General features: G+C 55.2%; 22 protein-coding genes. 15 read left to right on the plus strand and 7 right to left on the minus strand.

Features of this window, described 5'->3' with window-relative positions:
• Nucleotides 1-91 precede the first annotated feature (91 nt).
• Complete coding sequence (gene clcA / locus WFO70_RS14350; protein ID WP_337016956.1) at nucleotides 92-1,468, plus strand: H(+)/Cl(-) exchange transporter ClcA; 1,377 nt, start codon at nucleotides 92-94, stop codon at nucleotides 1,466-1,468.
• 79 nt (nucleotides 1,469-1,547) lie between these two features.
• Nucleotides 1,548-1,892, plus strand: a complete 345-nt coding sequence (gene erpA, locus WFO70_RS14355; RefSeq protein WP_142488288.1) for an iron-sulfur cluster insertion protein ErpA — start codon at nucleotides 1,548-1,550, stop codon at nucleotides 1,890-1,892.
• Between the two features lie 58 nt (nucleotides 1,893-1,950).
• On the opposite strand, the gene WFO70_RS14360 is transcribed toward erpA, so the two are convergent.
• From WFO70_RS14360 to mtnN, 3 genes are read right to left on the minus strand one after another with little or no spacing between them, the layout of a single operon-like run.
• Nucleotides 1,951-2,574, minus strand: coding sequence for a TRIC cation channel family protein (locus WFO70_RS14360; protein WP_337016957.1), 624 nt, complete (start codon nucleotides 2,572-2,574; stop codon nucleotides 1,951-1,953).
• A 16-nt stretch (nucleotides 2,575-2,590) separates the two neighbouring features.
• Entirely contained in the window at nucleotides 2,591-3,391 is an 801-nt protein-coding gene (gene btuF / locus WFO70_RS14365) for a vitamin B12 ABC transporter substrate-binding protein BtuF (protein ID WP_337016958.1), read from the minus strand.
• Nucleotides 3,384-4,082, minus strand: coding sequence for a 5'-methylthioadenosine/S-adenosylhomocysteine nucleosidase (gene mtnN / locus WFO70_RS14370; protein WP_337016959.1), 699 nt, complete (start codon nucleotides 4,080-4,082; stop codon nucleotides 3,384-3,386). The genes btuF and mtnN overlap by 8 nt, the downstream gene beginning before the upstream one ends.
• An 82-nt stretch (nucleotides 4,083-4,164) precedes the next feature.
• Between mtnN and dgt the strand changes: the two genes are divergently transcribed.
• The 3 genes from dgt (at nucleotide 4,165) to cdaR (ending at nucleotide 8,569) form a co-directional block, all read left to right on the plus strand.
• Entirely contained in the window at nucleotides 4,165-5,679 is a 1,515-nt protein-coding gene (gene dgt / locus WFO70_RS14375; protein WP_337016960.1) for a dGTPase, read from the plus strand.
• A gap of 130 nt (nucleotides 5,680-5,809) precedes the next feature.
• A complete protein-coding gene (degP, locus tag WFO70_RS14380; protein ID WP_337016961.1) occupies nucleotides 5,810-7,252 on the plus strand; it encodes a serine endoprotease DegP in 1,443 nt (480 codons plus the stop codon).
• A 159-nt stretch (nucleotides 7,253-7,411) separates the two neighbouring features.
• Nucleotides 7,412-8,569 (plus strand): DNA-binding transcriptional regulator CdaR, encoded by a 1,158-nt coding sequence (gene cdaR, locus WFO70_RS14385; protein ID WP_039030313.1) that lies wholly within the window; start codon nucleotides 7,412-7,414, stop codon nucleotides 8,567-8,569.
• Nucleotides 8,570-8,663: 94 nt separating this feature from the next.
• On the opposite strand, the gene WFO70_RS14390 is transcribed toward cdaR, so the two are convergent.
• The 4 genes from WFO70_RS14390 to map all read right to left on the minus strand — a co-directional run bounded on the left by WFO70_RS14390 (nucleotide 8,664) and on the right by map (nucleotide 13,552).
• The gene (locus tag WFO70_RS14390) at nucleotides 8,664-9,053 is read right to left on the minus strand and encodes a DUF3461 family protein (RefSeq protein WP_337016962.1); all 390 of its coding nucleotides are present in this window, start codon (nucleotides 9,051-9,053) and stop codon (nucleotides 8,664-8,666) included.
• Between the two features lie 111 nt (nucleotides 9,054-9,164).
• Nucleotides 9,165-9,989 carry a 2,3,4,5-tetrahydropyridine-2,6-dicarboxylate N-succinyltransferase gene (gene dapD / locus WFO70_RS14395; RefSeq protein WP_008501915.1) on the minus strand — a complete coding sequence of 275 codons (825 nt, stop codon included), beginning with the start codon at nucleotides 9,987-9,989 and terminating at the stop codon, nucleotides 9,165-9,167.
• A 30-nt stretch (nucleotides 9,990-10,019) separates the two neighbouring features.
• A complete protein-coding gene (gene glnD, locus WFO70_RS14400) occupies nucleotides 10,020-12,695 on the minus strand; it encodes a bifunctional uridylyltransferase/uridylyl-removing protein GlnD (protein ID WP_337016963.1) in 2,676 nt (891 codons plus the stop codon).
• Nucleotides 12,696-12,757: 62 nt separating this feature from the next.
• Nucleotides 12,758-13,552, minus strand: coding sequence for a type I methionyl aminopeptidase (gene map / locus WFO70_RS14405; protein WP_337016964.1), 795 nt, complete (start codon nucleotides 13,550-13,552; stop codon nucleotides 12,758-12,760).
• A 320-nt stretch (nucleotides 13,553-13,872) separates the two neighbouring features.
• Here map and rpsB point away from each other — a divergent pair, with 320 nt between their 5' ends.
• The 10 genes from rpsB to skp all read left to right on the plus strand — a co-directional run bounded on the left by rpsB (nucleotide 13,873) and on the right by skp (nucleotide 24,701).
• A complete protein-coding gene (rpsB, locus tag WFO70_RS14410) occupies nucleotides 13,873-14,598 on the plus strand; it encodes a 30S ribosomal protein S2 (RefSeq protein ID WP_103178332.1) in 726 nt (241 codons plus the stop codon).
• Nucleotides 14,599-14,715: 117 nt separating this feature from the next.
• On the plus strand, nucleotides 14,716-15,567 hold the full coding sequence (gene tsf, locus WFO70_RS14415; protein WP_337016965.1) for a translation elongation factor Ts: 852 nt from the start codon (nucleotides 14,716-14,718) through the stop codon (nucleotides 15,565-15,567).
• Between the two features lie 150 nt (nucleotides 15,568-15,717).
• Entirely contained in the window at nucleotides 15,718-16,443 is a 726-nt protein-coding gene (pyrH, locus tag WFO70_RS14420) for a UMP kinase (RefSeq protein WP_166181630.1), read from the plus strand.
• Nucleotides 16,444-16,610: 167 nt separating this feature from the next.
• Nucleotides 16,611-17,168, plus strand: a complete 558-nt coding sequence (frr, locus tag WFO70_RS14425) for a ribosome recycling factor (protein ID WP_032616614.1) — start codon at nucleotides 16,611-16,613, stop codon at nucleotides 17,166-17,168.
• 95 nt (nucleotides 17,169-17,263) lie between these two features.
• Nucleotides 17,264-18,463: a 1-deoxy-D-xylulose-5-phosphate reductoisomerase gene (ispC, locus tag WFO70_RS14430; protein WP_337016966.1), complete on the plus strand. Its 1,200-nt coding sequence runs from the start codon at nucleotides 17,264-17,266 to the stop codon at nucleotides 18,461-18,463.
• Nucleotides 18,464-18,648: 185 nt separating this feature from the next.
• Nucleotides 18,649-19,407 carry a (2E,6E)-farnesyl-diphosphate-specific ditrans,polycis-undecaprenyl-diphosphate synthase gene (gene ispU / locus WFO70_RS14435; protein WP_142488298.1) on the plus strand — a complete coding sequence of 253 codons (759 nt, stop codon included), beginning with the start codon at nucleotides 18,649-18,651 and terminating at the stop codon, nucleotides 19,405-19,407.
• Between the two features lie 12 nt (nucleotides 19,408-19,419).
• Nucleotides 19,420-20,277, plus strand: coding sequence for a phosphatidate cytidylyltransferase (gene cdsA / locus WFO70_RS14440; RefSeq protein ID WP_032616617.1), 858 nt, complete (start codon nucleotides 19,420-19,422; stop codon nucleotides 20,275-20,277).
• An 11-nt stretch (nucleotides 20,278-20,288) separates the two neighbouring features.
• Complete coding sequence (gene rseP / locus WFO70_RS14445; RefSeq protein WP_337016967.1) at nucleotides 20,289-21,641, plus strand: sigma E protease regulator RseP; 1,353 nt, start codon at nucleotides 20,289-20,291, stop codon at nucleotides 21,639-21,641.
• 29 nt (nucleotides 21,642-21,670) lie between these two features.
• Nucleotides 21,671-24,088 (plus strand): outer membrane protein assembly factor BamA, encoded by a 2,418-nt coding sequence (gene bamA, locus WFO70_RS14450; RefSeq protein ID WP_337016968.1) that lies wholly within the window; start codon nucleotides 21,671-21,673, stop codon nucleotides 24,086-24,088.
• Nucleotides 24,089-24,206: 118 nt separating this feature from the next.
• On the plus strand, nucleotides 24,207-24,701 hold the full coding sequence (gene skp / locus WFO70_RS14455; protein WP_032616621.1) for a molecular chaperone Skp: 495 nt from the start codon (nucleotides 24,207-24,209) through the stop codon (nucleotides 24,699-24,701).
• Nucleotides 24,702-24,704 lie beyond the last annotated feature (3 nt).

Here is a 24,704-nt window from a genome sequence, read left to right on the forward strand (position 1 = left end):
CATTAACAATTGTTAAGCAATTTTCCGGAGACGGCCGGACGGTCTCTGGTAAAATCCCTGCGGCTTTTGTATGACGAAAAAATAACAGACCATGAAATCAGACTCTCCCTCATTTGAAGAACAACAGTTTGCGCGGGCGCGGTACCGTATCAGCATCCGGCGGCTGCTCAACCGCGACAAAACGCCGCTGGCGATTTTGCTGGGCGCCGCCGTTGTCGGCACCCTGGCGGGGCTGGTAGGCGTCGCATTTGAAAAGGCCGTCAATGCGGTCCTTAACTGGCGTATTGGCACCGTGGCGGGTTATGCCGATCGCGAAGGGCTGGTCTGGATCCTGGCGTTTGGGTTGTCTGCTCTGTTGGCGATGGTCGGTTATTTTCTGGTGCGTAAATTCGCGCCGGAAGCAGGCGGCTCGGGGATCCCTGAGATAGAAGGGGCGCTCGAAGAACTGCGCCCGGTCCGCTGGTGGCGCGTCCTTCCCGTGAAGTTTATCGGCGGAATGGGGACGCTTGGCGCGGGGATGGTGCTCGGGCGAGAAGGGCCCACCGTACAGCTGGGCGGCAATGTGGGCCGGATGGTCAGCGACCTGTTCAGGATGCGCAGCGCGGAAGCACGCCATACGTTGCTGGCAACCGGTGCCGCCGCGGGGCTTTCCGCCGCCTTTAATGCCCCGCTGGCGGGGATCCTGTTTATCATCGAAGAGATGCGCGCTCAGTTTCGCTACAACCTGATCTCGATTAAAGCGGTCTTTACCGGCGTCATTATGTCGAGCATTGTCTTTCGGCTTTTCAATGGCGAAGGGGCGGTGATTGAGGTTGGCAAATTGACCAACGCGCCGGTTAATACGCTGTGGCTGTATCTGATCCTCGGCATGATTTTTGGCATTGTCGGCCCGCTTTTTAATGCCCTTATTATTCGTGCGCAGGATATGTTCCAGCGCATCCACGGCGGGAATACGACCAAATGGGTGCTGGTGGGCGGCCTGCTGGGGGGCGTGTGCGGCGTGCTGGGCTTTATCGAGCCCAATGCGGCAGGCGGCGGCTTTGGCCTGATCCCCATCGCGGCGGCAGGTAATTTCAGCATCGGCCTGCTGCTATTTATGTTTATCTCCCGGGTCATTACCACCGTACTGTGCTTCTCCTCCGGCGCACCCGGGGGCATTTTTGCCCCAATGCTGGCGTTGGGCACCTTGCTGGGTACGGCCTTTGGCATGGCCGCCGCCGCAGGCTTTCCGGCGTATCATCTTGAAGCTGGTACCTTTGCTATCGCCGGGATGGGGGCGCTGCTGGCCGCGTCGTTGCGCGCGCCGCTAACCGGTATCGTGCTGGTGCTGGAGATGACCGACAATTACCAGCTCATTTTGCCAATGATCATTACCTGCCTGGGGGCCACACTATTAGCCCAGTTCCTTGGCGGAAAACCGCTATACTCCACCATTCTTGCCCGTACCCTGGCGAAGCAGAATACTTGAATGAATTACCAGGGTATTAGATAATGACAACAAGAATTGGGTGATTTTTACCCACTAGCAGTATTCATGGGAGCATAAGATGAGTGATGACGTAGCGCTGCCGTTGCAGTTTACCGAAGCAGCAGCCAAGAAAGTAAAAGACCTGATTGCCGATGAAGACAACCCGGCGCTGAAATTGCGTGTGTACATTACCGGCGGCGGCTGCAGTGGCTTCCAGTATGGTTTCACCTTTGACGATCAGGTTAACGACGGCGACATGACCATTGAGAAGCAGGGCGTTGCGCTGGTCGTTGACCCGATGAGCCTGCAGTATCTGGTGGGCGGCGCGGTGGACTACACCGAAGGTCTGGAAGGTTCCCGCTTTGTGGTGACCAACCCGAACGCAACCAGCACCTGCGGGTGTGGCTCGTCGTTCAGCATCTGATAGTTATGCCGTTATGCCCGGTGGCGCTTCGCTTACCGGGCCTACAAAACCCTTCGCTTTACCTTCCGTTTTCATCCAGCGCAAAGGTTGGCAGCTTCAGGTGCCAGCGGATTGCCGCCAGACGTATCCCCAGCGTGACCACCATTCCCAGCATCGCCGCCTGTTCCAGCGGGACGTGAAACGTGTACCAGGCCGTGGCGTGGACGATCCCACCCAGAATACATGCCGTGGCATAGATCTCCGTTCTCAGGATCATCGGCACTTCGCGCGCCAGAATATCGCGGATAATCCCGCCGCCCACGCCGGTGACCACCCCCATACAGATTGCCACCAGCGGGCCGGTGTCGGCCATAAAGGCCTTATTGACACCAATACCGACAAACACCGCGAGGCCAACCGCATCCAGCACCGGCAACAGCCATTTCGGCAGGCGGCGCGGCTGACGGACCAGGATAATGGTTAACAGGCAGGTAACCATCGCCACCACCAGATCGGTAGGATCTTTAACCCAGAACACCGGGCCATGATCGAGGGCCATATCACGGATCGTCCCCCCGCCCACGGCGGTGACCACGCCTAACACCAGCACGCCAAAGGGATCCATGCGTAATTTGCCGGCCAGCAGAACGCCGGAGATCGCAAAAACGGCTGTGCCAAGAATATCCAGCCAGTAAACGAGCATTGTCATCCTCGGGAAATTAGTGGCTCTGCGACAGCGCAGAGCAGAGTTGTTTTGCGGCGAGGATAATACGCGGGCTTGCGCGCTCAAACCAGTCGCTGTTCAGCGCAATCACGGGTATTTTTAGCTGACTTTGCCAGTACTGTTCTATTTTAGGAATATCGCCCGGCGAACCGCCTACCACAATTGCCTGCGGCTGGCGCGCCAGCACCTGCTCGCGGCTCACCTGGGGCCAGGGAACGCGGCTGGCGGCGAAGATATTTTCCCCGCCACAGAGCGTAATAACCTGATGTTGCAGGGAGCCCTGGCTGGTGGTGAACAGCGGCTGTTGGCCGAACTGGATGAATACCCGCTTTTTCGGCAGGGCACCGTAGGTCGCTTTTAAGGCGGCATAATCGTCCAGCATCTGCTGTGCGGCCTGGCGAGCCTTCTCCGGCGTCGGGCTCCAGGGGGCGAGATCGCGAAGGGCCTGGGCGACCTGTTCAATACGGGTGGCATCGATCCACTGCACTTTTATCCCGAGCGAGGCCAGCTGGTTCACCTGACGTTCAGCGTTGCCGCCGCGCCACGCCAGCACCAGATCGGGCTTCAGGGCGACGATACGTTCAACGTTCATCCCTTGCCAGGTGGCGACCTGCTCAATCTTCGCTGCTTCAGGGGGATAGTCGGAAAAGCTGCTGACCCCGACGGGGGTGATCCCGGCGGCAAAGGCCAGTTCGGTATTGGCAGGGGAGAGGGTAATAACACGCGGCGCGGCCAGAAGCCACGCCGGTGTGAGCAGAAACAGCGCCAGTAGCGCCCTGAGGAGCGGCTTAGCCACGCGCCAGTTTCTGCACCAGAGCCTCAACCATCAGGCTTGACTGTTTGGCCGCGACCACGAGGAATTCGTCGAAGCTCAGGTGAGACTGCTGATCCGCAACGTCAGAGATGGCGCGAACCACCACGAAGGGGACGCTGAAGTTATGGCAGACGTGGGCAATGGCGGTCGCTTCCATCTCAACGGCAATCGCCTGTGGGAAGTTGTGACGGATTTTGGCCAGGTTCACGGAGCCATTGATAAAGGCATCGCCGCTGACAATCAGGCCACGCACGGCGTTAAGGTTCAGCTCGGCGATACAGCTTTCAGCGGCGGCAACCAGTTTTTCGTCGGCTTTAAAACCGGCGGGGCAGCCCGGAAGCTGGCCGTACTCGTAACCGAAGGCGGTAACATCGGCGTCGTGATAGCGCGCTTCGTCAGATACCACGATATCGCCTACTTTCAGGGTAGGTGCCAGGCCGCCCGCAGAGCCGGTGTTAACGATCACGTCTGGCTTGCAGCGTTCCAGCAGCAGGGTAGCGCCCAGCGCAGCGGAAACTTTACCGATACCGGATTTCAGAAGAGCAACTTCTGTACCGTTCAGCGTGCCGGTGTAAATCTCGCAGCCACCCAGGGAGAGGGTCTGACGGTTCTCAATTTTGTCACGCAGCAGCGTAACTTCTTCTTCCATTGCTCCAATAATACCGATTTTCATAGATTTACTCGCGATGTGCCTTGTTAAGATGCATAGTCTATCATGCGCTTCAGGGGAAACGCATTCTCACGCGGGGGGGCACATGGCACCAATCGATTTTCGCACCAAAATTAACTGGCATCGCCGGTACCGCTCGCCGCAGGGGAACAAGAGCGAACATGAGATCCTGCGGATCTTCGAAAGCGACCGCGGACGCATCGTTAACTCGCCGGCGATCCGCCGCCTGCAGCAAAAAACTCAGGTCTTCCCCCTCGAACGCAACGCCGCCGTGCGCACCCGCCTGACCCATTCGCTGGAGGTGCAGCAGGTTGGGCGCTATATCGCCAAAGAGATCTTAAGCCGTCTCAAGGAGCAGCGCCTGCTGGAGACTTACGGGCTGGATGAGCTGACCGGGCCGTTCGAGAGTATCGTTGAGATGGCGTGCCTGATGCACGACATCGGTAATCCCCCCTTTGGTCATTTTGGCGAAGCGGCCATTAATGACTGGTTCCGCCAGCGCCTGTTCCCCTCCGATGCCGCGAGCCAGCCGCTGAGCGACGATCGCTGCCTGGTGCAGGCCCTGCGGCTGCGTGACGGCGAAGAGACGCTGAACGGGCTGCGGCGCAAGGTGCGTCAGGATCTGTGTCATTTTGAAGGCAATGCGCAGGGCATCCGTCTGGTGCACTCCCTGATGCGCATGAACCTCACCTGGGCGCAGGTGGGCTGCATCCTGAAATATACCCGCCCCGCCTGGTGGCAGGGTGACCCTCCGGCGACGCACAACTATTTAATGAAAAAACCGGGCTACTATTTTTCGGAAGAGGCGTATATCGAGCGGCTCCGACAGGAACTGTCTCTTACGCAGTATGCCCGTTTTCCATTGACCTGGATTATGGAAGCCGCGGACGATATTTCCTATTGCGTAGCCGATCTGGAAGATGCGGTAGAAAAAAGAATATTCAGCGTCGAGGGACTTTATCAGCATCTTTATGATGCCTGGGGCAATCACGAGAAAGGGTCTTTGTTTTCTCAGGTGGTTGAAAATGCCTGGGAGAAATCACGCTCCAATTCCCTCAGTCGCAGCACCGAAGATCAATTCTTTATGTATTTACGCGTCAATACATTAAATAAACTGGTGCCCTACGCGGCTGAGCGTTTTATCGACAATATCGAACAGATCTATCACGGTGAATTCAACCATGCGCTGCTGGAGGACGACAGCAGCTTTAGCCAACTTCTTGAACTCTATAAAAATGTCGCCATGCGGCATGTATTCAGCCACCCGGAGGTGGAGCAGCTCGAATTACAGGGCTATCGGGTGATAACCGGCCTGCTGGAGATTTACCGCCCGCTGCTACAATTATCTGCCGAGGAGTTCAGCGAGCTGGTTGAAAAGGAACGGATCCGCCGTTTCCCGATTGAATCCCGGCTATTTCATAAACTGTCGCCGCGCCATCGGCTGGCGTATGTGGAATCGGTCAGTAAATTCGATCGCCAGCAGACAGACTGGCCGGTGCTGGAGTTTTATTATCGCTGCCGCCTGATTCAGGACTATATCAGCGGAATGACCGACCTCTATGCGTGGGATGAATATCGCAAGTTGATGGCGGTGGAATAGGGCAGAGTTTTGTAAAGACGGCCAATAAATTTTTACTTTTTCCAGAAACTTAATGCCGGAACTAAGCGCGTCGAAACGAATCTGATATACACAGCAATTGTGCGTGACCTGTAAATCGAGATTAAGAAACATGAAAAAAACCACTTTAGCAATGAGTGCACTGGCTCTGAGTTTAGGTTTAGCGTTATCCCCTCTGTCTGCCAGCGCAGCAGAGACCGTCTCTTCCGCAGCCACTGCGCAACAGATGCCAAGCCTGGCACCGATGCTGGAAAAAGTGATGCCGTCGGTGGTGAGTATCAACGTCGAAGGCAGTACTACCGTCAATACGCCGCGCATGCCGCGTAACTTCCAGCAGTTCTTCGGTGATAACTCCCCGTTCTGCCAGGAAGGTTCCCCGTTCCAGAGCTCACCGTTCTGCCAGGGCGCTGGCCCGGGCGATGACGGCGGCAACGGCGGCGGCCAGCAGCAGAAGTTTATGGCGCTGGGCTCCGGTGTCATCATTGACGCGGCCAAAGGCTATGTCGTCACCAACAACCACGTGGTGGACAATGCCAGCACCATCAAGGTTCAGCTGAGCGACGGGCGCAAGCTTGACGCGAAAGTCGTCGGGAAAGATCCGCGCTCTGATATCGCCCTGATTCAGATTCAGGATCCGAAAAACCTGACCGCGATTAAGCTGGCCGACTCTGACGCGCTGCGCGTCGGGGATTACACCGTGGCGATCGGTAACCCGTTTGGTCTGGGTGAGACGGTGACCTCCGGTATCGTTTCTGCCCTTGGCCGCAGCGGCCTGAACGCGGAAAACTATGAAAACTTTATCCAGACCGATGCAGCGATTAACCGCGGAAACTCCGGTGGTGCGCTGGTCAACCTGAACGGTGAGCTGATCGGGATTAACACCGCGATCCTCGCCCCGGACGGCGGTAACATCGGGATTGGCTTCGCGATCCCAAGCAACATGGTGAAAAACCTGACCGGGCAGATGGTGGAGTTTGGCCAGGTGAAACGCGGCGAGCTGGGGATTCTCGGTACCGAGCTGAACTCCGAGCTGGCGAAAGCGATGAAAGTTGACGCCCAGCGCGGTGCCTTTGTCAGCCAGGTAATGCCAAACTCCTCTGCGGCGAAAGCGGGCATCAAGGCCGGGGACGTGATCACCACCCTGAACGGCAAACCGGTAAGCAGCTTCGCGGCACTGCGTGCGGAAGTCGGCTCCATGCCGGTGGGCAGCAAAGTCTCTCTGGGCCTGCTGCGTGAAGGGAAACCGGTAACGGTGACGCTGGAACTGCAACAGAGTAGCCAGAATCAGGCGGGTAGTGCTACCGCGGTCTTCAGCGGCATCGAAGGTGCGGATATGAGCAACAAAGGCCAGGATAAAGGCGTGTCGGTAGATAACGTCAAAGCCAACAGCCCGGCTGCCCGTATCGGCCTGAAGAAAGGGGATGTGATTATGGGTGCCAACCAGCAGCCGATTAAGAACGTCGATGAACTGCGTAAAATTCTCGACAGCAAACCGTCGGTGCTGGCACTGAACATCCAGCGTGGCGACACCTCTCTCTATCTGCTGATGCAGTAATCTGTTCCGCCCCTGTTTCCGCCGGGAAACAGGGGCTTTTTCAGCCCTTTCTGTGAACCTTTCCACAAGTCCATACTTCTCCCTCACAGTTTGTGCATTCGCACAATGCAGCCCTGATTAATCTTCCTTATGCTTGAGCTCTGCTCAGAGGAGGGCGACATGGCTGGCTGGCATCTTGATACCAAAATGGCGCAGGATATCGTGGCGCGAACAATGCGCATCATCGACACCAATATCAACGTGATGGACGCACGTGGCCGGATTATTGGCAGCGGCGATCGCGAGCGTATTGGGGAATTGCACGAAGGTGCGCTGCTGGTGCTCTCTCAGGGGCGCGTGGTGGATATTGATGACGCGGTGGCGCGGCATCTGCATGGCGTGCGCCAGGGGATCAACCTGCCGCTGCGCCTGGAGGGCGAGATCGTCGGGGTGATCGGCCTGACCGGCGAGCCGGAGTCCTTGCGCAAGTATGGCGAGCTGGTCTGTATGACGGCCGAGATGATGCTGGAACAATCCCGCCTTATGCACCTGCTGGCGCAGGACAGCCGTCTGCGTGAAGAGCTGGTCATGAACCTGATCCAGGCAGAAGAACATACCCCGGCGCTGACCGAGTGGGCGCAGCGTCTGGGCATCGATCTCAACCAGCCCCGCGTGGTGGCGGTGATTGAGGTCGACAGCGGACAGCTTGGGGTCGATAGCGCGATGGTGGAGTTGCAGCAGCTGCAGAACGCGCTGGCGACGCCGGAGCGCAATAACCTGGTGGCGATCGTCTCGCTGACCGAGATGGTGGTACTCAAACCGGCGTTGAACCAGTTTGGTCGCTGGGATGCGGAAGATCACCGTCGGCGGGTGGAGCAGCTGATCGCGCGAATGAAAGAGAACGGACAGCTGCGCTTTCGGGTGGCATTAGGCAACTACTTTACCGGCCCGGGCAGTATTGCCCGCTCCTGGCGTACGGCCCGCACCACGATGATGGTCGGCAAGCAGCGCATGCCGGAAAACCGCAGCTATTTTTATCAGGATTTGATGCTGCCGGTGCTGCTCGACAGCCTGCGCGGCGGCTGGCAGGCCAACGAGCTGGCGCGCCCGCTGGTACGTCTGAAAGCGATGGATAACAACGGCCTGCTGCGGCGCACATTGCAGGCCTGGTTCCGCCATAATGTACAGCCACTGGCCACCTCGAAGGCGCTGTTTATTCACCGCAACACGCTGGAGTACCGCCTCAACCGTATCTCGGAGTTAACGGGGCTGGATCTGGGGAATTTTGACGACCGGCTGTTGCTGTATGTGGCGTTGCAGTTGGATGAACAGCGGTGAATGAATTGCCCTGTGGCGCTGCGCTTACCGGGCCTACAAAACCACGAATGTAGGCCGGGTAAGGCGAAGCCGCCACCCGGCACACAGCGACTGATTACTTATTACGGGTCAGCTTCTCAAGATCGGCTTCGATTTCAGCGATCTTGTGGGTAACGACGCTTTCCAGATGACGCAGGTCATCCAGGATCTTCCGCTTCAGATCCACTTCCGTGCGATCGCGCTGGCAAATCTGATCCAGCTCATCAATCACATAGCGCAGATTCGGGCTGATCTCCTGCACCTCTTTGTAGCCCTGACCGATGCCATCGGCAACGACAGTTTTACGCTGACGTGGGTATTTGAACTTCACGCTCTTGGCGAAGAATTCGCCTTTATCCTTGTGGAAATAGATTTTCAGGATATCGTTGTTGGCTTCCTGACGGAGGCTGTAACGGTCAATTTCATCAGGATTAGTAATGCCCAGACTTTTCAGATTATCGTACATAGCGGTACCCTTGATCTCAACATAACCCATGAATAATTCACGAAAAAATCTATTTTCGCCACCCTCAGATATAAAAAAAGCGGGGTTGCCCCCGCTTTTTGTTATACCCGATTAATCGATGGTGCGCAGCAGTTCGTTGATGCCAACTTTGCCGCGGGTTTTCGCATCGACTTTTTTGACGATGACCGCACAATAGAGGCTGTATTTGCCATCTTTCGATGGCAGGTTACCGGAGACCACCACGGAGCCCGCCGGGACGCGACCATAATGTACTTCGCCGGTTTCGCGATCGTAAATACGGGTGCTCTGGCCGATGTAAACGCCCATGGAGATCACGGAGCCTTCTTCTACGATCACGCCTTCAACCACTTCGGAGCGTGCGCCGATGAAGCAGTTGTCTTCGATAATGGTCGGGTTCGCCTGCAGCGGCTCCAGAACACCACCGATGCCCACGCCGCCGGAGAGGTGTACGTTTTTACCGATCTGCGCACAGGAGCCTACGGTCGCCCAGGTATCTACCATGGTGCCTTCATCAACGTAAGCGCCGATGTTCACATAGGATGGCATCAGCACGGTGTTGCGGGCGATAAATGCACCCTGACGCACCGCTGCCGGTGGTACCACGCGGAAACCTTCTTTCTGGAAACGCGCTTCGTCGTAATCAGCGAATTTCATCGGGACTTTATCGAAGTAGCGGCTTTCCGCACCGTCGATAACCTGGTTATCGTTAATACGGAAAGAGAGCAGTACCGCTTTCTTCAGCCACTGGTGAGTGACCCACTGACCGTCGATTTTCTCCGCTACACGCAGCGCGCCGGAATCAAGCAGGGAAATAACCTGATTGACCGCCTCGCGGGTGACGGTATCTACATTTGCCGGGGTAATTTCGGCGCGACGCTCAAAAGCGGACTCAATAACGTTCTGTAACTGCTGCATAGTTCAACTCTTTCCAGGTAAAAAAAAACATCACCCTTTATCGTTTGGATTGAGGGCTGCTGTCAACCGTTGTTGCACTTCCTGTTGCAGGGCATTATTAAGCCCACGACGGTCTGCTGTGGCGATTATAAATAAATCTTCTACTCGCTCGCCAATGGTTGTAATTCTGGCCCCATGCAGCGAAATTCCCAGATCGGCAAACACCTGTCCGACCCGGGCAAGCAGCCCCGGCTGGTCAAGGGCGATCAGCTCGAGGAAGGATTTCCGGTCGGTATGCGTTGGCAGGAAATTGACCTCGGTATCGACGGTGAAGTGGCGCAGTTTGGCCGGCTGGCGACGTGGCTGCGGTGGCTGCCAGCTGTGCTGGGTGATCGCCTGCTCCAGCCCGTAGCGAATCGGCTCGTGACGATCCGCCGACAGCGGACTGCCGTCCGGCTCCAGCACAATAAAGGTATCCATCGCCATGCCGTCGCGGGTGGTAAAAATCTGCGCGTCGTGCACGCTGAGGTTACGTCGGTCTAGTTCCGCACAGACCGCGGCAAACAGATAAGCGCGGTCGGGGCTCCAGATAAAGATCTCCGTTCCGCCGCGGGTCGCCTGCGGGCTGAGCAGGATCAAGGGCTTCGTCAGATCGTGCTGCAGCAGATGGCGGGCGTGCCAGGCCAGCTGGTTCGGGCTATGACGCACAAAGTAGTTGGCGCGACAGCGCGCCCAGATCAAATGCAGCGCCTCTTCATTTATATTCTCCATCCGCAACAGCGCCAGAGCCTGCATCTGGTGATGTCGCACGCGCTCGCGCATGTCCGGCGTGCTCTGCATACCGCGACGCAGCTGCTTCTCGGTGGCGAAGTAGAGTTCACGCAGCAGGCTCTGCTTCCAGCTGTTCCACAGCGTCTCGTTGGTAGCGCAGATATCGGCCACCGTCAGGCACACCAGGAAACGCAGGCGGTTCTCAGTCTGCACCACTTCGGCAAACTGTTTGATCACCTCAGGATCCTGAATATCGCGACGCTGGGCGGTAACCGACATCAGCAGGTGGTGGCGTACCAGCCAGGCTACCAGCTGGGTTTCACGCGAATTGAGCCCGTGCAGCTCGGCGAATTTCAACACGTCTTCTGCGCCGAGGATCGAGTGGTCGCCGCCGCGCCCTTTGGCAATATCGTGGAACAGGGCCGCAATCAGGATCAGTTCCGGATTGGTGAGGCGCGGCCAGAGTTCCACGCAGAGCGGGTGGCGGCTGCGCACCTCCTCATTGGCGAAGCTTTCCAGCTTCAGCATCACGCGGATGGTGTGTTCATCCACGGTATAGGCATGGAACAGATCGAACTGCATCTGGCCGACGATATGCGACCACTGGGGCATGTAGGCCCAGAGCACGCTGTGACGGTGCATCGGCAGCAGCCCGCGGCTGACCGCGCCAGGGTGGCGCAACATACTCAGGAACAGCGACCGCGCTTCCGGGATATAGCACAAAGGCTGGGTCAGATGGCGGCGGGCATGGCGCAGGTGGCGCAGGGTAGTGGAGTAGATCCCGGTGATGTTGCTGTTACGCACCATGGCGTAGAACATCCGCAGAATCGCTTCCGGCTTGCGGATAAACAGCGTCTCGTCACGCAGATCGATTAAGGTGCCGCGCAGCTGGAATTCGTCGTCAATCGGACGCGGTTTTTCATCCGCGGTCAGGGCCAGGATCGCCTCGTCGAACAGCTGCAACAGCATCTGATTCAGTTCCCCCACGCGACGGGTGACGCGGAAGAAGTCCTTCATCATCTGCTCAACCGGCTCGTTACCTTCGCCGCTGTAGTGCAGACGCTGGGCGACGCTCAGCTGGCGGTCAAACAGCAGACGGTTGTCGTAGCGGGTCACTTCGAGGTGCAGGGCAAAACGGATGCGCCACAGCAGATGCAGACACTCATTCAGCTCGGTGCGTTCCGCCTCGGTGAGAAAACCAAAGCCCACCATCTCATCCAGCGAAGTGGCACCGAAATGGCGACGGGCGACCCACTGCAGGGTGTGGATATCGCGCAGGCCGCCGGGGCTGCTTTTGATATCCGGCTCCAGGTTGTAGCTGGTGCCGTGGTAGCGCTGGTGGCGCACCTGCTGCTCATCGACCTTGGCGGCGAAAAACTTTTCTGACGGCCAGAAGCCATCGCTGAAGATGTGTTTTTGCAGTTCGAGGAACAGGGCCACGTCGCCAATCAGCAGGCGCGACTCAATCAGGTTGGTGGCGACGGTGAGATCGGATAGCCCCTCCAGCAGACACTCTTCCAGGGTGCGCACGCTGTGGCCGATTTCCAGCTTGACGTCCCACAGCAGGGTCAGCAATTCGCCAATCTTCTGCGCCTGCTCGTCAGGTAGCTTTTTCCGGCTCAGGATCAGCAGGTCGATATCCGAAAGCGGGTGCAGCTCGCCGCGGCCATAGCCGCCGACGGCGACCAGCGCCACATCACCCAGCTGACCAAACCCGTAATCAATCCATAAGCGCTGCAGGAGCTGATCGATGAATTCGGTGCGCGCCTCAATGAGCGCTTCGGCGGAGATCCCGCTGTCAAAGGCGTCTCCCAGCCAGCGCTGGAAGGTATCGATATGCGCTTTGATGCCGGCGCAGTTCAGTTCGGCCGTCGGCCAGACGCCGGGGTTATCCGGCTGACCGGGCAGGGTGGGGAGTGCCGTATTGGCATACTGTTCGGGTAAAAGGTTACTCATTGCGCGCCACCCATAAGAAAAAACGATAGCCATTAAAAAAGCCGGCATTTGCCGGCTTCTTATCATGCGTCTTGCGAGAGTATCGCCGGGATGGTGTCATCCTTGCGTAACGTCAGAATTTCGCAGCCGTTGTCGGTCACCACAATAGTATGCTCGTACTGGGCAGACAAGCTCCGGTCTTTGGTTTTCACCGTCCAGCCATCTTTCATGGTGCGGATGCGGTAATCGCCGGAGTTGACCATCGGCTCGATGGTGAAGGTCATGCCCGCCTGCAGCACCACGCCGCCGTCATCCGCATCATAGTGCAGAACCTGCGGCTCTTCGTGGAAGACACGGCCAATGCCGTGACCGCAGTATTCGCGCACCACCGAGAAACCTTCTGCTTCGACAAATTTCTGGATAGCCGCACCGAGGGTACGCAGACGAATGCCTGGCTTGACCATCTTCAGGGCCAGGTAGAGGCTCTCCTGAGTCACTTTACACAGGCGCTCACCCAGGATAGTCGGTTTACCAACGATGAACATTTTGGAAGTATCACCGTGATACTCGTCTTTAATGACGGTCACGTCGATGTTAACGATGTCGCCATCTTTCAGCAGCTTTTCGTCATCCGGAATACCGTGGCACACCACTTCATTAATAGAGATACAGACGGATTTCGGGAAACCGTGGTAGCCGAGGCAGGCGGAAACCGCGTGCTGCTCGTTAACGATATAGTCATTACAGATGCGATCCAGCTCACCGGTGCTGACGCCCGGTTTGACGAACGGCTCGATCATTTCCAGCACTTCAGCGGCCAGACGACCGGCGACGCGCATCTTTTCAATTTCTTCAGGTGTCTTAATAGAGATAGCCATGTAATCTGTCCATCAGTGTCGTTTTTTTCGACAATACTAGTCTAAGTGTTGTCAATGGTATCAGTCTGGCGCACATGCTGCCAAATTGAGATTCCTTCACCGCACACACCGCCAACAATTGTTGGTTTCAGGTAGCGTTTTGTGGTATAAAGCGCGCCGGACTTCCGATCCATTTCAGATACACAGGATGGACGGGAGCGACAAATCTCACTTTGTGTAACAACACACACGTATCGGCACATATTCCGGGGTGCCCTTTGGGGTCGGTAATATGGGATACGTGGAGGCATAACCCCAACTTTTAAATAGAGGTTTTAAACATGGCAACTGTTTCCATGCGCGACATGCTCAAGGCTGGTGTTCACTTCGGTCACCAGACCCGTTACTGGAACCCGAAAATGAAGCCTTTCATCTTCGGCGCGCGTAACAAAGTTCACATCATCAACCTTGAGAAAACTGTACCAATGTTCAACGAAGCCCTGGCTGAGCTGAACAAGATCTCTTCCCGTAAAGGTAAGATTCTGTTCGTTGGTACTAAGCGCGCTGCAAGCGAAGCTGTGAAAGAAGCTGCTAACAGCTGCGACCAGTTCTTCGTGAACCATCGCTGGCTGGGCGGTATGCTGACCAACTGGAAAACCGTTCGTCAGTCTATCAAGCGCCTGAAAGATCTGGAAACCCAGTCTCAGGACGGTACTTTCGAAAAGCTGACCAAAAAAGAAGCGCTGATGCGCACTCGTGAGCTGGACAAGCTGGAAAACAGCCTGGGCGGTATCAAAGATATGGGCGGCCTGCCAGACGCGCTGTTCGTTATCGATGCTGACCACGAGCACATCGCAATCAAAGAAGCTAACAACCTGGGTATCCCAGTATTCGCAATCGTTGATACCAACTCCGATCCGGACGGTGTTGACTTCGTTATCCCGGGTAACGACGATGCAATCCGTGCTGTTAGCCTGTACCTGAGCGCTGTAGCTACTACCGTTCGTGAAGGCCGTTCCCAGGATCTGGCTTCTCAGGCGGAAGAAAGCTTCGTAGAAGCTGAATAATAAGGTTCTACCCCTTATTAGTACCGTGTATGAATAGGGGCCAATTATCGGCCCCTTTTTTCAATTTATACTGTTTGGCTTCTGGCCGGGCAGTTCACATCTCCCGAGGATTTAAGAATGGCTGAAATTACCGCATCCCTGGTAAAAGAGCTGCGTGAGCGTACTGGCGCAGGCATGATGGATTGCAAAAAAGCGCTGACTGAAGCGAACGGCGACATCGAGCTGGCAATCGAAAACATGCGTAAGTCTGGTGCGATCAAAGCCGCTAAGAAAGCAGGCAACGTTGCTGCTGACGGCGTGATCATCACTAAGATCGACGGCACCTACGGCATCATTCTGGAAGTTAACTGCCAGACTGACTTCGTTGCTAAAGATGGCGGTTTCCAGGCATTTGCTAACAAAGTTCTGGATGCAGCTATTGCTGGCAAAATCACCGACGTTGAAGTTCTGAAAGCACAGTTCGAAGAAGAGCGTGTTGCGCTGGTTGCTAAAATCGGTGAGAACATCAACATCCGTCGCGTATCTTCCCTGGAAGGCGAAGTACTGGGTTCATACCAGCACGGCGCGCGTATCGGTGTTCTGGTTGCGGCTAAAGGCGCTGACGAAGAGCTGGTTAAACAGCTGGCAATGCACATCGCTGCAAGCAAGCCAGAATTCGTTAAGCCAGAAGACGTGTCTGCTGAAGTAGTAGAGAAAGAGTACCAGGTTCAGCTGGACATCGCCATGCAGTCTGGCAAGCCAAAAGAAATCGCAGAGAAAATGGTTGAAGGCCGCATGAAGAAATTCACCGGCGAAGTTTCTCTGACTGGCCAGCCTTTCGTTATGGATCCAAGCAAAACTGTTGCTCAGCTGCTGAAAGAGCACAACGCTGACGTAACTGGCTTCATCCGCTTCGAAGTGGGCGAAGGTATCGAGAAAGTTGAGACTGACTTCGCAGCAGAAGTTGCTGCAATGTCCAAGCAGTCTTAATGATTGAAAAGGAGCCGCCTGAGGGCGGCTTCTTTTTGTGTACGTTATGTGTAAATCAGCCAGATGCCTATAGTGTCTGTGTTGAGATGCGATATATCATGTCGCCAGAATTAACCCCCTCTTAATCGTTGACAGTCCCAGGAAAGAAATATGGCTACCAATGCAAAACCCGTTTACAAACGCATTCTGCTTAAGCTGAGTGGCGAAGCGCTGCAAGGGTCGGAAGGCTTCGGTATCGACGCAAGCATCCTTGACCGCATGGCGCAGGAAATCAAAGAACTGGTTGAACTGGGCATCCAGGTTGGCGTAGTCATTGGCGGTGGTAACCTTTTCCGTGGCGCGGGTCTGGCAAAAGCAGGCATGAATCGCGTGGTGGGCGACCACATGGGTATGCTGGCAACGGTCATGAATGGCCTGGCTATGCGTGATGCACTGCATCGTGCCTATGTGAATGCACGCCTGATGTCCGCTATTCCGTTAAATGGCGTGTGTGATAACTACAGCTGGGCCGAAGCCATCAGCCTGCTGCGCAACAACCGCGTGGTGATCCTCTCCGCCGGTACGGGGAACCCGTTCTTTACCACCGATTCCGCGGCCTGCCTGCGCGGTATTGAGATCGAAGCCGATGTGGTACTGAAAGCGACCAAAGTCGATGGCGTGTTTACTGCCGATCCGGCAAAAGATCCTGCGGCTACCATGTACGATCAGCTGTCCTACAGCGAAGTGCTGGATAAAGAACTCAAAGTGATGGATCTTGCCGCCTTCACGCTGGCTCGCGACCACAAACTGCCGATCCGTGTTTTCAACATGAACAAGCCTGGCGCGCTGCGTCGTGTCGTTATGGGCGAAAAAGAAGGCACTTTGATCACGGAATAATTTCCGTCGACGCTAAATACAGGTAAGATTCCGCTTTACTTTGTAGTGATATCTTACCTGGACGCGCCTTTGGCGTTGTCATGAATTAAACGCGACTATACTTAGCACACCTGTAGCGATGTGCTGGTGGATAGTCTGCCTGAGACAAGTTTCCAAGGATTCGTAACGTGATTAACGACATCAGAAAAGATGCTGAAGTACGCATGGACAAATGCGTAGAAGCGTTCAAAACCCAAATCAGCAAAATTCGTACTGGCCGTGCTTCTCCGAGCCTGCTGGACGGTATCGTCGTGGAATACTACGGTACGCCAACCCCGCTGCGTCAGCTGGCGCAGGTGACGGTAGAAGATACCCGTACGCTGAAGATCAACGTCTTCGATCGTTCAATGGGCCCGGCCGTTGAGAAAGCCATCATGGCCTCCGATCTGGGTCTGAACCCAAGCTCTGCAGGCACGGATATCCGTGTTCCACTGCCAGCGCTGACCGAAGAGCGTCGTAAAGATCTGATCAAAGTGGTACGTGGTGAAGCAGAGCAGGGCCGTGTGGCCGTGCGTAACGTTCGCCGTGACGCGAACGATAAAGTGAAAGCACTGCTGAAAGACAAAGAGATCAGCGAAGATGACGATCGCCGTTCTCAGGACGACGTACAGAAACTGACCGATGCTGCTATCAAGAAACTTGATGCGGCGCTGGCAGAAAAAGAAGCGGAACTGATGCAGTTCTGATTTCTGACGTAATCTGATAAAACGCCGTACAGAAGGCCCGATGGGCTTTGCTGGCGGCGTTTTGCTTTGCTGGTTTCACTACTTCTGGACAATTCATGAAGCAATTAACACTCCTCGGCTCAACCGGCTCCATCGGTTGCAGCACGCTCGACGTCGTTCGCCACAATCCTGAACATTACGCTGTGACCGCACTGGTCGCCGGGAAAAACGTTCAGCGGATGGTTGAGCAGTGTCTTGAGTTTTCGCCACGCTATGCGGTTATGGACGACGAGGAGAGTGCTCGCCAGGTAAAAGCATTGCTGATCGAGAGCGGCAGCCGGACCGAGGTATTAAGCGGTCAGCAGGCGGCCTGCGATATGGCTGCCCTGGGTGAGGTTGATCAGGTGATGGCGGCAATCGTCGGGGCTGCGGGCCTGCTGCCGACGCTTTCGGCGATCGATGCCGGGAAAACGGTGCTGCTGGCGAATAAAGAGTCGCTGGTGACCTGTGGACGCCTGTTTATGGAGGCGGTGAAGCAGCGTGGCGCGCAACTTTTGCCGGTAGATAGCGAACATAACGCTATTTTTCAGAGTTTACCGCAACCGTTTCAGCAAAACCTGGGGTACGCTGATCTTGAGCAGAATGGGGTCTCTTCTATCCTGCTTACCGGGTCTGGTGGCCCATTCCGTGATACGCCGTTGTCTGATCTGGTCTCAATGACCCCGGATCAGGCCTGTCGTCATCCGAACTGGTCAATGGGGCGTAAAATCTCCGTCGATTCTGCCACCATGATGAATAAAGGTCTGGAATACATTGAAGCCCGCTGGTTGTTTAACGCCTCGGCAGCGCAGATGGAAGTGTTGATTCACCCGCAGTCGGTGATCCACTCCATGGTCCGTTATCGGGATGGCAGCGTGATGGCGCAGTTAGGCGAACCCGATATGCGTACGCCTATCGCCCATACGATGGCGTGGCCAAACCGCGTGGTCTCCGGCGTTAAGCCGCTCGACTTCTGCAAATTAAGTGCGCTGACGTTCAGTGCGCCGGACTATCAGCGCTATCCGTGCCTGAAGCTGGCGATGGAAGCATTCGAGCAGGGACAAGCGGCGACGACCGCCCTCAACGCGGCGAACGAAATAGCTGTCGCCGCCTTCCTCGAACAGCGGATCCGCTTTACGGATATCGCTGCGCTGAACCTGTCTGTTCTTGAGGCGATGGATTTACGCGAGCCGCAAAGTGTGGATGATGTGCTGACCGTCGATGCGAAAGCCAGGCTCACGGCGCAAAAAGCGGTGACGCACCTCGCAAGCTGGTGATAATCCAGCCGCGTATGGTCATGCTATTTGTTAGCGTTGGGCTTCAGTGATATAGTCTGCGCCACCTGATTACGGGTAGTTGACGTTACGTGGTCAGGTAAGCCGTGGTATGACACGGCTTTTTTACGTAAAGGCTTCAGTATTCCTGAGTACCGTTAAATCCTTTCAGGGACCAAAAACGCGTTATGTTGTCTGCGAATCAACCAATAAGCGAGAACTTGCCAGCACATGGCTGTCGTCATGTAGCAATCATCATGGATGGCAATGGCCGCTGGGCGAAAAGACAAGGGAAGATCCGAGCCTTTGGGCATAAAGCTGGGGCGAAATCTGTGCGCCGCGCCGTTTCTTTTGCCGCCAATAACGGCATTGACGCGTTAACGCTCTATGCTTTCAGCAGTGAAAACTGGAATCGACCTGCGCAGGAAGTTAGCGCGTTGATGGAATTGTTCGTGTGGGCGCTCGACAGCGAAGTAAAAAGCCTGCACCGCCACAACGTTCGCCTGCGGATTATCGGCGATACCAGTCGTTTTAACTCACGTCTTCAGGAACGCATTCGTAAAGCGGAAGCGTTGACCGGGCAAAACACCGGTTTAACGCTCAATATCGCGGCGAATTATGGTGGACGTTGGGACATTGTCCAGGGTGTACGGCATTTGGCTGAACAGGTTCAGGAAGGGCTATTACAGCCGGACCAGATTGATGAAGAGGCGCTGAGTCAGCAAATCTGCATGAGTGAACTGACACCCGTGGATTTAGTAATTAGGACAGGGGGAGAACATCGCATCAGTAACTTTTTGCTGTGGCAAATTGCCTATGCCGAACTTTACTTTACAGATGTTCTTTGGCCCGATTTTGATGAACAAGACTTTGAAGGTGCGCTGCATGCCTTTGCCAATCGAGAGCGTCGTTTCGGTGGTACCGAGCCTGGTGGCGACAACGCCTGATGGGGGTAGCTTTTGCTGAAGTATCGCCTGATTTCTGCGTTTGTTTTAATACCTGTTGTCATCGCGGCGCTGTTTTTACTGCCACCGGTGGGCTTCGCTATTGTTACACTGGTCGTTTGCATGCTGGCAGCGTGGGAATGGGGGCAGCTTAGCGGCTTTACCTCGCGTTCGCAGCGGGTATGGCTGGCGGTGCTGTGTGGCCTGATGCTGGCGCTGATGCTCTTTATGTTGCCAGAGTACCATCACAATATTCATCAGCCGATAATAGCGGGTTCGCTCTGGCTTTCGCTGGGATGGTGGCTGGCAGCGCTGCTGCTGGTGCTCTTCTATCCTGGCTCTGCGTCGCTATGGCGTAATTCAAAACTACTGCGCCTCTGTTTTGGGCTATTCACCATCGTTCCTTTCTTCTGGGGAATGCTTGCCCTCCGTACCTGGCACTACGACGACAACCCTTACAGTGGGGCGTTATGGCTGCTTTATGTCATGATTCTCGTCTGGGGGGCTGACTCTGGCGCCTATATGTTTGGTAAACTGTTTGGCAAACATAAACTGGCACCGAAGGTTTCTCCGGGAAAAACCTGGCAGGGCTTTATCGGCGGTCTGTTTACGGCGGCGATTATCTCCTGGGGTTATGGCGTATGGGCCAACCTTGAGGTGGCACCGGCAACATTATTGGTCTGTTCTATCGTCGCAGCGCTGGCTTCCGTGCTGGGTGATCTGACCGAAAGTATGTTTAAGCGTGAAGCAGGGATCAAAGACAGTGGCAATCTTATTCCAGGGCACGGTGGTATCCTGGATCGCATAGACAGCCTGACGGCGGCAGTTCCCGTGTTTGCTTGCCTGTTTTTGCTGGTGTTTGGGACGATTTAACGGAAGGTTTTATGCTTAGCATTCTCTGGAATCTGGCGGCGTTCATTGTTGCACTGGGTGTACTTATCACGGTGCATGAATTTGGCCATTTCTGGGTTGCTCGGCGCTGTGGCGTAAGGGTAGAGCGCTTTTCAATCGGCTTTGGGAAAGCGCTCTGGCGTCGTAACGATCGCCACGGCACGGAATTTGTGATTGCCCTTATCCCACTCGGCGGTTACGTCAAAATGCTGGATGAGCGCGTAGAGCCAGTGGCGCCTGAAGTGCGACATTACGCGTTCAACAACAAAACCGTCGGCCAGCGCGCCGCCATCATTGCTGCCGGTCCGGTGGCCAACTTCATCTTCGCTGTCTTTGCCTACTGGCTGGTGTTTATCATCGGTGTCCCTGGCGTTCGTCCGGTTGTTGGTGAAATTACACCCAACTCCATCGCGGCAAGCGCGCAAATTAATCCGGGCATGGAACTTAAAGCGATTGATGGCATCGAAACCCCTGATTGGGATGCGGTGCGGTTACAACTGGTTGCCAAAATTGGCGACGAGCAGACCACCGTCAGCGTGTCACCTTTCGGTTCCAGTACGCGTCAGGATAAAATTCTGAACTTACGCAACTGGACTTTTGAGCCAGATAAAGAGGATCCCGTTGCGGCGTTAGGCATTCGCCCACGCGGCGCGCAGATTGAACCGGTGCTGGCAGAAGTCCAGTCTGATTCCGCAGCGCGTAAAGCAGGTTTGCAAGCGGGCGACAGGATCGTTAAAGTCGATGGTCAACCTTTAACGCAGTGGATGACCTTTGTTACTCTGGTGCGTGATAATCCAGGTACGCCGCTGGCGCTGGAGATAGAAAGGCAGGGGAGCCCGCTCTCCTTAACGCTTATCCCGGATACCAAACCGGGCGGTGGAAAGGCAGAAGGGTTTGCAGGCGTGGTGCCAAAAGTGATCCCGCTGCCTGATGAGTACAAGACAATACGCCAGTATGGGCCGTTCAGCGCCATCCTTGAAGCCACGGATAAAACATGGCAACTGATGAAACTGACCGTGCAAATGCTGGGTAAATTGATTACCGGTGACGTAAAACTGAACAACCTCAGTGGGCCGATTTCGATCGCTCAGGGGGCTGGGATGTCAGCAGAGTTCGGGGTGATTTACTATCTCATGTTTCTTGCGCTCATTAGCGTGAACCTCGGGATAATCAACCTGTTCCCACTGCCTGTTTTAGATGGGGGTCATCTGCTGTTTTTAGCTATTGAGAAGCTAAAAGGCGGGCCGGTATCCGAGCGAGTTCAAGACTTTAGTTATCGCATTGGTTCGATTTTACTGGTGCTGTTAATGGGGCTTGCACTTTTCAATGATTTCTCTCGGTTGTAAGAGAGTGTTAGGAAGAACGCATAATAACGATGGCGATGAAAAAGTTGCTCATAGCGTCGCTGCTGTTTAGCAGCGCGACCGTATACGGTGCTGACGGGTTCGTAGTGAAAGATATTCATTTCGAAGGCCTTCAGCGTGTCGCCGTTGGTGCGGCCCTCCTCAGTATGCCAGTGCGCCCAGGCGACACGGTTAATGATGAAGACATTAGTAATACCATTCGCGCCCTGTTTGCCACCGGCAACTTCGAGGACGTCCGCGTCCTGCGCGATGGTGACACGCTGCTGGTTCAGGTAAAAGAGCGCCCAACCATTGCCAGCATCACCTTCTCCGGCAACAAGTCGGTGAAAGACGACATGCTCAAGCAAAACCTTGAAGCCTCTGGCGTGCGTGTTGGCGAATCTCTGGATCGCACCACCCTCTCTGATATCGAGAAAGGCCTGGAAGATTTCTACTACAGCGTCGGTAAATACAGCGCGAGCGTGAAAGCGGTGGTGACTCCGCTGCCACGTAACCGTGTCGACCTGAAGCTGGTCTTCCAGGAAGGCGTTTCCGCGAAGATCCAGCAGATCAACATCGTCGGTAACCATGCGTTCAGCACCGATGAACTGATCTCCACCTTCCAGCTGCGCGACGAAGTGCCGTGGTGGAACGTGGTGGGCGACCGTAAATACCAGAAACAGAAACTGGCGGGCGACCTTGAGACCCTGCGCAGCTACTATCTGGACCGCGGCTACGCGCGCTTCAACATCGACTCGACCCAGGTCAGCCTGACGCCGGACAAGAAAGGCATCTACATCACCGTTAACATTACCGAAGGCGATCAGTACAAGCTTTCTGGTGTGGAAGTGAGTGGTAACCTCGCGGGTCACTCTGCCGAGATCGAAAGCCTGACCAAACTGCAGCCGGGTGAGCTCTATAGCGGCGCGAAAGTGACCAAGATGGAAGACGGCATTAAAAAGCTGCTCGGCCGCTATGGTTATGCCTATCCGCGCGTACAGACTCAGCCTGAAATCAACGATACGGATAAAACCGTTAAGCTCCACGTTAACGTCGATGCGGGTAACCGTTTCTACGTTCGTAAGATCCGCTTCGAAGGTAACGATACCTCTAAAGATGCCGTTCTGCGCCGCGAAATGCGCCAGATGGAAGGGGCGTGGCTGGGCAGCGATCTGGTTGATCAGGGTAAAGAGCGTCTGAACCGTCTGGGTTATTTCGAAACCGTCGATACCGACACCCAGCGCGTGCCAGGTAAGCCAGACCAGGTAGACGTCGTTTACAAGGTCAAAGAGCGTAATACCGGTAGCTTCAACTTTGGTGTCGGTTACGGCACGGAAAGCGGCGTAAGCTTCCAGGTGGGCGTGCAGCAGGATAACTGGTTAGGTACCGGCTATTCTGTGGGTATCAACGGTACCAAGAACGACTACCAGACTTACTCTGAACTCTCCGTTACTAATCCGTACTTCACCGTTGATGGTGTGAGTCTGGGCGGTCGTATTTTCTATAACGACTTTAAAGCGGATGATGCGGACCTGTCTTCGTACACCAACAAAAGCTACGGTGTTGATGGTACGCTCGGCTTCCCAATTAACGAATACAACACCTTGCGTGCTGGCTTAGGTTATGTGCATAACGACCTGTCCAACATGCAGCCGCAGGTGGCCATGTGGCGTTATCTGGACTCTATCGGACAGTCTGCAAGCACCTCGAATGATGATAACGGCTTTGCCGCCGATGACTTCACCTTCAACTATGGCTGGACGTACAACCGCCTCGACCGTGGCTTCTTCCCAACCGAAGGTTCACGCGTCAACCTGAACGGTAAAGTTACCGTCCCGGGCTCAGATAATGAGTTCTACAAAGTCACCCTCGATACGGCGTCCTACTTCCCGATCGACGAAGATCATAAATGGGTGGTTCTGGGTCGTACGCGCTGGGGTTACGGCGACGGCTTAGGTGGCAAAGAACTGCCATTCTACGAGAACTTCTATGCGGGCGGCTCAAGCACCGTGCGTGGCTTCCAGTCCAATAACATTGGTCCGAAAGCGGCCTATTACGGCGGCAATGACGAAGACAACTGCGACAAACCTTCATCGAGCCAGGTATGTAGCTCTGATGATGCTGTAGGCGGTAACGCCATGGGCGTCGCTAGCCTGGAGTTTATTACCCCGACGCCGTTTATCAGCGATAAGTATGCCAATTCCGTACGTACCTCCTTCTTCCTGGATGCGGGTACCGTATGGGATACTAACTGGCAGAATACCTCTGCGACGAGAGAAGCAGGTATTCCGGACTACAGCGATCCGAGCAATATTCGTATGTCTGCGGGTCTCGCACTACAATGGATGTCACCGCTGGGGCCGTTGGTCTTCTCCTACGCCCAGCCGTTTAAGAAATACGAGGGAGACAAAGCGGAGCAGTTCCAGTTTAACATTGGTAAAACCTGGTAATTGTCCGTCGCAAAGGAATGCGTTGGCAGTGTAGCGCTGACAACTGGCGATCGCAGGATCGCCTTGCCACGCAAAGAACGGTACCTTCGGGTACCAATGGGATGGTAAGGAGTTAATTGTGAAAAAGTGGTTATTAGCTGCAGGTCTCGGTTTAGCGATGGCAACTTCTGCTCAGGCAGCGGACAAAATTGCAATCGTCAATATGGGTAACTTGTTCCAGCAGGTTGCGCAGAAAACAGGTGTTTCTGCCACACTGGAAAACGAGTTCAAAGGCCGTGCAAGCGAACTGCAGGGTATGGAAAAAGATCTGCAATCCAAAATGCAGCGTCTGCAGCGCGATGGTTCTACCATGAAAGCGAGCGAGCGCAGCAAACTGGAAAAAGACGTAATGGCTCAGCGTCAGACTTTCTCTCAAAAAGCGCAAGCTTTTGAGCAGGATCGTCAACGTCGTTCTAACGAAGAACGTGGCAAGCTGGTTACCCGTATCCAGTCCGCTGTGAAAGCTGTTGCTGCCGATCAGAACATCGATCTGGTTGTTGATGGTAATGCTGTTGCATTCAACAGCAGCGATGTTAAAGACATCACCGCTGATGTCCTGAAACAGGTTAAATAAGTA

It is taken from the genome of Leclercia sp. AS011 (genome assembly GCF_037152535.1).
Taxonomy (GTDB): domain Bacteria; phylum Pseudomonadota; class Gammaproteobacteria; order Enterobacterales; family Enterobacteriaceae; genus Enterobacter.